This window comes from Streptomyces sp. NPDC006430, from assembly GCF_040612395.1.
Classification (GTDB): Bacteria; Actinomycetota; Actinomycetes; order Streptomycetales; family Streptomycetaceae; genus Streptomyces.
Genome location: NZ_JBEXQA010000016.1, coordinates 147040 through 153989 on the forward strand (window position 1 = coordinate 147040; position 6950 = coordinate 153989).

The following is a 6950-nucleotide window of genomic DNA, read 5'->3' on the forward strand; positions in this document are numbered from 1 at the left end:
CCTCATTGCATGCTCTGGCTTAACAGGGTCTCAGACCACGGCCCAAGCTACACACGGGCGGTCACCCATGGGGTCTCTTGCGGTGTCTCGTGCGTGCCCTCGGGCTCCCATCGGGCGGTTTATGGGGTAGGGGGTTCGTCAGGCCGATTTCGAACGCTTACGATCCTCTGCGTGTCCAAACTGACCGACGTGCCCAAACGGATCCTGATCGGCCGGGCGCTGCGCAGCGACCGCCTCGGAGAAACTCTCCTCCCCAAGCGGATCGCCCTCCCCGTCTTCGCGTCCGACCCGCTCTCCTCGGTGGCATATGCACCGGGTGAGGTCCTGCTGGTCCTCTCGATCGCGGGCGTGTCGGCGTACCGCTTCAGCCCATGGATCGCGGTTGCGGTCGTCGTGCTGATGTTCACCGTGGTCGCCTCCTACCGGCAGAACGTTCACGCCTACCCCAGCGGCGGCGGCGACTACGAGGTCGCCAACACCAACCTCGGCCCCAAGGCCGGCCTCACCGTCGCGAGCGCCCTGCTCGTCGACTACGTGCTGACCGTCGCCGTGTCGATCGCCTCGGGCGTCGAGAACCTCGGCTCCGCCGTCCCCTTCGTCGTCGAGAACAAAGTGCTCTGCGCCATCGGGATGATCCTGCTGCTCACGCTGATGAATCTGCGCGGCATGAAGGAGTCCGGCAAGCTCTTCGCGATTCCGACCTACGTCTTCGTCGCCGGCGTATTCATCATGATCGCGTGGGGTGCCTGGCGCGGCATCGTCCTCGGCGACACCATGAAGGCCCCGACCGCCGATTTCGAGATCAAGGCGGAACACGAGGGTCTGGCCGGCTTCGCCCTGGTCTTCCTCCTCCTGCGGGCCTTCTCCTCCGGCTGTGCCGCCCTGACCGGCGTCGAGGCGATCAGCAACGGCGTACCCGCCTTCCGCAAGCCCAAGAGCAAGAACGCGGCGACCACCCTGGCGCTCATGGGCGCCCTGGCCGTGACCATGTTCTGCGGCATCATCGGCCTGGCCATGGCCACCGACGTCAGGATGGCCGAGAAGCCCGCCACGGACCTGCTGGTCAACGGCACCCCGGTCGGCCCCTCGTACGTGCAGAACCCGGTCATCTCCCAGGTGGCCGAGGCGGTCTTCGGCGACGGCTCGTTCTTCTTCGTCATGCTGGCCGCGGCCACCGCACTCGTGCTGTTCCTCGCGGCCAACACCGCGTACAACGGCTTCCCGCTGCTCGGCTCGATCCTCGCCCAGGACCGCTACCTGCCGCGCCAGCTGCACACCCGCGGCGACCGGCTCGCCTTCTCCAACGGCATCGTGCTGCTCGCCGGCGCGGCGGCCCTGCTCACCTGGCTCTACGGGGCCGACTCGACGAAGCTGATCCAGCTGTACATCGTCGGCGTCTTCGTCTCCTTCACGCTCAGCCAGACCGGCATGGTCCGCCACTGGAACCGGCACCTGAAGGCCGAGACGGACCCCGCCAAGCGCCGCCACATGATCCGCTCCCGCGCGATCAACACCTTCGGCGCCTTCTTCACCGGCCTCGTGCTGGTCGTCGTGCTCGCCACCAAGTTCACCCACGGAGCCTGGGTCGCCCTGCTCGGCATGGTGATCTTCTACGGCACGATGACCGCGATCCGCAAGCACTACGACCGGGTGTCCACCGAGATCGCCGCCGCCGAGGAGCGCCCCGACGAGTACGTGCGGCCCTCGCGGGTGCACTCCGTCGTCCTGGTGTCCAAGCTCCACAAGCCCACCCTGCGCGCCCTCGCCTACGCCAAGCTGCTGCACTCCAACCGGCTGGAGGCGCTCAGCGTCAACGTGGACGAGGTCGAGACCAAGGCCCTCAAGGAGGAGTGGGAGCGGCGCGGGATCAACGTTCCGCTCAAGATCCTCGACTCGCCGTACCGGGAGATCACCCGCCCCGTGGTGGAGTACGTGAAGGGGCTGCGCAGCGAGAACCCGCGCGACGCCGTCAGCGTGTACATCCCCGAGTACGTCGTCGGCCGCTGGTACGAGCACCTGCTGCACAACCAGAGCGCGCTGCGGCTCAAGGGCCGGCTGCTCTTCACGCCCGGCGTGATGGTCACCTCCGTGCCCTACCAACTGCAGTCCTCGGAGCTCGCGAGGAAGCGGGCGAAGAAGCGGCAGGAATGGAACGCTCCGGGCTCGGTGCGCCGCGGACCGGTGGACACGTCGCGCTCGAAGGACCGCGCGGCGAAGTAGGGCCGGGTCGGGGTGGCGAACGGCCGGACGGGATCCACGTAAACTGGTGGGTCGGCCGTCCGGCCGTTCCTGTACGACCCGTTTCCCCGTTTTCCTCTTGATCCTTGATCCTTGACCCTTGACCCTTGGAGCCTCCCCACCATGACCGAGCAGAACGAGAAGCAGTCACTGGTCGGGGAGGAGTACGAGGTCGAGGTCGGCCCCGTCGCGCACGGCGGGCACTGCATCGCCCGGACCGCCGACGGCCGCGTCCTCTTCGTCCGCCACACGCTGCCCGGCGAGAAGGTCATCGCGAAGATCACCGAGGGCGAGGAGGACTCCCGCTTCCTGCGCGCCGACGCGATCACCGTGCTGGAGGCCTCCAAGGACCGCGTCGAGGCCCCGTGCCCGTACGCCGGCCCCGGCAAGTGCGGCGGCTGCGACTGGCAGCACGCCAAGCCGGGCGCCCAGCGCCGCCTCAAGGGCGAGGTCGTCGCCGAGCAGCTGAAGCGGCTCGCCGGGCTCACCCCGGAGGAGGCCGGCTGGGACGGCACGGTCATGCCGGCCGAGGGCGACAAGCTGCCGGCCGGACAGGTGCCGCAGTGGCGCACCCGTGTGCAGTTCGCCATCGACGAGGACGGCCGGGTGGGCTTGCGCAAGCACCGCTCGCACGACATCGAGCTGATCGACCACTGCATGATCGCGGCGCCGGGCGTCAGCGAGCTGGGCATCGAGAAGCAGGACTGGCCCCAGATGGCCACCGTCGAGGCCATCGCCGCCTCCGGCTCGAACGACCGCCAGGTCGTCCTGACCCCCCGCCCCGGCGGTCGCCTTCCGCTCGTCGAGCTGGACAAGCCCGTCTCGGTCCTTCGGGTCGAGGAGAAGGACGGCGGGGTCCACCGCGTCCACGGCCGCCCCTTCGTACGCGAGCGCGCGGACGGTCGCACCTACCGCGTCGGCATGGGCGGCTTCTGGCAGGTCCACCCGCAGGCCGCCGACACCCTGATCAAGGCCGTCATGCAGGGCCTGATGCCGCGCAAGGGCGAGATGGCCCTCGACCTGTACTGCGGCGTCGGCATCTTCGCGGGCGCGCTGGCCGAACGCCTGGGCGAGACGGGCGCGGTGCTCGGCATCGAGTCCACGAAGCGCGCGGTGGAGGACGCCCGCCACAACCTGGCGGACTTCCCCCGGGTCCGCATCGAACAGGGCAAGGTCGAGACGGTCCTCCCGAAGACCGGCATCACGGAGTGCGACCTGGTCGTCCTGGACCCCCCGCGCGCGGGGGCCGGCAAGCAGACGGTCCGCCACGTCGCGGGTCTCTCCGCCCGCCGCATCGCGTACGTGGCCTGCGACCCGGCGGCCCTGGCCCGCGACCTGGCGTACTTCGCCGAAGCCGGCTACAAGCCCCGCACCCTCCGCGTCTTCGACCTCTTCCCGATGACCCATCATGTCGAGTGCGTCGCGATCCTGGAGCCGGTACGGGAAGACGCCTGACCTGCGGTTTTGTCGGTGCGCATTATGTGCGCTATGGGCGTTACGGGCGATGTCTTGACGCTGAAATGACGCTCGTGACGCTCATTTGACGCTCGCCGGGCCGATTTCCTGACAGTGCATCAGCAGCGGTAGGTTGCCCCCGGGCCAGGTCGAGCGCCTGCCCGGGGAGGCGGCTCTATGCGTGCGATGGATGGCCTGATGCCGACTCTGTCCGGGCGTTGACCGACATCTTCCCGCGCACACGCTCTGTATGAGCCGCCGCGGCCACCCCACCGGTCCGTGTCTGCGGGAAGACGTACGAGCGTGGCCCTCCTAGTCGATGGAGGCCGGGGCCACCTCGCCGGATTGCTGGCCGGTGCTCGCGGATGTCCAGCAAAGGGGGATTTGCTGGTGAGCGGGACGTGGGTGCACGCACCGCTGGTCCCTGTTGAATGGCCGCCAGCGAGAGCTCCTGCGGCGGCTGGATGCCGGCGAAGAGCTGGGCTTGGCGTCGGCTGAACGGCTCTCCGCGTACGCGTTGAGAGACCAGGGGACTGCTGGTCGTCGTACGTCGTGCCAGGGCGGTGCGGTGCGAGGTCACCGAGGTCGGGAAGTTCTATCTCGAGCACGGCCACTATCCGGAGGTCCTCGATACGTTGCCGCGCTCCAGGGCGCCGCGGAGAAGACTCTCATGCCGTACTCGGAACGGCCTGCGGCCCGGGCACGGCGCGCCAAGGCGGAGGAGTTGATCGAACGGCTCGTCGCTGAACGGCGGGTGGCCATCCCCGAGCCCGACGAGGCGACGGAAGCGGAGTGCAGGCGGGTCATCGATTACGTGAAGCGGCACAACCTCGCGCCGCCCGGGAAGCGCGTCGAGAAGCTGTGGCTGCTCTCAAGAATGGGTAGGCCTCCTTGCGGGACCATACCCGGCCCATCGCCACCCGCCGCTCCGGCTCCGGGAGAGCGGTCAGCTCCGCAGTCTCCGCCGGGTGCAGGGTGGTCAGTACGTCGGCCACCACGGCGGCGCTCGGAATTTTCTCCACGTCGACCCCGACCGGTACCCCGGCGAAGGGAGGTAGGCCACGTCGCCGCTGTGCGAGAGGGAGAAGTGCAGGGCGCCGCTGGCCACGGCGGGCCTGCCGTGCGGGCCGCCACAGCGCGGTCAGGTCTCGCGGACCAACACCACGTCCGCCGGGGCCAGCCCGAGGTATCCGCCGATCAGCACCCGAAGCCCCACGCTCGAGGCCAGGTAGCGTCGCCGGTCGCCCGCCCGCAGCAGCTGCCCGGCCCGCTCCCGCTCGGCGGCGTCCAGCATCGGCAGAGGCTGGGCGGCCGAATACCCGCCGACCGCGTCCGAAGTGGTGTCCAGAGCCCAAACCGTCACGCACGCGTCCGCCAACGGCGCCCAAGAGGACGTTCGTGCAGTTGATGACCAGATACTGAGCCCTTTCCAACTTGCAGCAGGAGCAAGCCGGTTGGGCTGACAACGTGGTGAAGCCTCTGGTAGATGGGTTTTCGACCAAGAGAACCGTATCCACCAGAGGCTTCGCATGCTTGTCTACCCGTCGGGCGTCGACGTGTCCAGCTCTGCCCTGCGCTTCCTGTCCGCCCGTCTGCGGCAGCACCGCCGCGCGATCGGCTCCCGCTGGAGGCGTCTGAACCCCGGCCGCCAGGCCCTGCTCGCACTCGCCCACCTGCGGATGGGACACACGTATGCCCAGCTCGCGGCCGGATTCGGTATCGGAACCACGACCGCCTACCGGTATGCCACCGAGGCTGTCGAACTCCTGGCAGGTCTCGCGCCCACCCTGGCCGACGCGATCCGGGTCGCGTCGACGAAGGCGTTCGTGATCCTCGACGGCACACTCCTGCCGATCGACCGCATCGCCGCGGACCGGCCCTTCTACTCCGGGAAACACAAGAAGCACGGGATGAACCTGCAGGTCCTCACGGATCCCTTCGGCCGGCTGCTGTGGGCCTCGCCGGCCCTGCCCGGCGCCGTCCACGATGTCCGCGCGGCCCGCGAGCACGGCATCGTCGACGCCCTTGCCGCAGCCGACATCAAGTGCTGGGCGGACAAGGCATATCGGGGTTCCGGCGGAACCGTCCGCACCCCCTACTGGGGCCGCTGGGAAACCCTTTCCACCGGTCAGAAGGCCGTCAACCGGTCCCACGCGAAGATCCGCGCACTCGTCGAGCAGGCCATGGCCACCCTCAAAGCCTGGCGGCTCCTCCGCAGGCTCCGGTGCTCGACCACCCGGATCACCAGCCTCGTCCAGGCCGTCCTCGCCCTGCATCTGGCCAGCTCAGAGTGAGGATGGAAAGGGCTGACTGACTTCAGCTCGTCAGGGTGACGCCGGGTCGTCGAAGGTCAGGCCGGTGCCGGCTATGAAGCCGTCGAGGGTGTCGGGCCGGTACTGGAGGTGTTTGAGCCGGTTGCGCACGAGGACTTCCAAGCGGTCGAGGGCCATGACGGCGAGGTTGGCCAGGCTGCGCTTGACGTGCGCCCACACGCCCTCGACCGGGTTCAGGTCGGGCGAGTAGGCGGGCAGCAGGAACACCGTCAGCCACGCCCGCTCGGCGACGAGGTCCCGCATCATGCGGGAGACGTGGGTATTGAGCCGGTCCCAGACCAGCACGATCGGCGCCCTGACCAGCTGATGGACGCCGTCGACCAGCGCAATGAAGTCCCGTTCGCCCATGCTGCGGCGCTTGCCCTTGCCCGCGGGATGGGTCCGCAAGCGGTGGCATAGCCGGGTGCGGGAGCCGGGCCGCATCGCTATCAGCCCGGCTACCGACAGTCGTCCCGAGCGGCGTCCGCTCACGGTCACGACCGGGGTGATGCCGCGCCGGCCCCAGGTGCGTCCCCGGGGCGGCCGTCGGGTGAAGCCGGCTTCGTCCTCGAAGCAGACATAGCCCCCGCAGGCCGCCCGGGCCCGTTTACCTCCGCCCAGGTCACCTCCCGCCACACGCTCACGGCCTGCTCGTCGCGTTCGGCCACCCGCCGTGCGGGCACCTGCGGACTGAAGCCGAGTCGGTGCATCAACCGAGTGGCCCCGGAGACGCTGTAGGAGACGTGGAACTTCCTACCGATCAGCGTGGCCACCCTTGATGCGGTCCACACCTGGTCCTCCACCCAGCCATGCGCGGCCGGCCCCTGCTCCAAAAACCCCGCCAGCTTCTCTAAGGGCTTGCAGATCATTAACATGTCGTCTTGATCTTGTTGGGCTCGTCGGTCAGGGCGAGGACCTGGGCATGGAGGATTGAGAGGACTGCGG

General features: G+C 68.9%; 5 protein-coding genes and 1 pseudogene. 3 read left to right on the top strand and 3 right to left on the bottom strand.

Features of this window, described 5'->3' with window-relative positions; genetic code table 11:
• Positions 1 to 171 precede the first annotated feature (171 nt).
• Together ABZZ20_RS22940 and ABZZ20_RS22945 are read left to right on the top strand one after the other, a co-directional pair.
• Complete coding sequence (locus ABZZ20_RS22940; RefSeq protein ID WP_356872356.1) at positions 172 to 2220, top strand: APC family permease; 2049 nt, start codon at positions 172 to 174, stop codon at positions 2218 to 2220.
• Between the two features lie 141 nt (positions 2221 to 2361).
• Positions 2362 to 3693: a class I SAM-dependent RNA methyltransferase gene (locus tag ABZZ20_RS22945; protein WP_356872358.1), complete on the top strand. Its 1332-nt coding sequence runs from the start codon at positions 2362 to 2364 to the stop codon at positions 3691 to 3693.
• A 1141-nt stretch (positions 3694 to 4834) separates the two neighbouring features.
• Here the strand turns inward: ABZZ20_RS22945 and ABZZ20_RS22950 are convergent.
• Positions 4835 to 5056, bottom strand: a complete 222-nt coding sequence (locus ABZZ20_RS22950) for a hypothetical protein (RefSeq protein WP_356872360.1) — start codon at positions 5054 to 5056, stop codon at positions 4835 to 4837.
• 166 nt (positions 5057 to 5222) lie between these two features.
• On the opposite strand from ABZZ20_RS22950, the gene ABZZ20_RS22955 reads away from it, so the two are divergent.
• The gene (locus ABZZ20_RS22955; RefSeq protein ID WP_356872362.1) at positions 5223 to 5987 is read left to right on the top strand and encodes an IS5 family transposase; all 765 of its coding nucleotides are present in this window, start codon (positions 5223 to 5225) and stop codon (positions 5985 to 5987) included.
• A 30-nt stretch (positions 5988 to 6017) separates the two neighbouring features.
• Here ABZZ20_RS22955 and ABZZ20_RS22960 read toward each other — a convergent pair whose 3' ends face one another.
• Both ABZZ20_RS22960 and ABZZ20_RS22965 read right to left on the bottom strand, forming a co-directional pair.
• Positions 6018 to 6641, bottom strand: a complete 624-nt coding sequence (locus tag ABZZ20_RS22960; RefSeq protein WP_356872364.1) for a transposase — start codon at positions 6639 to 6641, stop codon at positions 6018 to 6020.
• 2 nt (positions 6642 to 6643) lie between these two features.
• Positions 6644 to 6880 (bottom strand): annotated as a pseudogene (locus tag ABZZ20_RS22965) (winged helix-turn-helix domain-containing protein); the annotation flags it as partial.
• Positions 6881 to 6950 lie beyond the last annotated feature (70 nt).

Coding starts and splice junctions, on each gene's coding strand:
- ABZZ20_RS22945 (WP_356872358.1), top strand. CDS start 2,362: ATGACCGAGCAGAACGAGAAGCAGTCACTGGTCGGGGAGGAGTACGAG.
- ABZZ20_RS22955 (WP_356872362.1), top strand. CDS start 5,223: ATGCTTGTCTACCCGTCGGGCGTCGACGTGTCCAGCTCTGCCCTGCGC.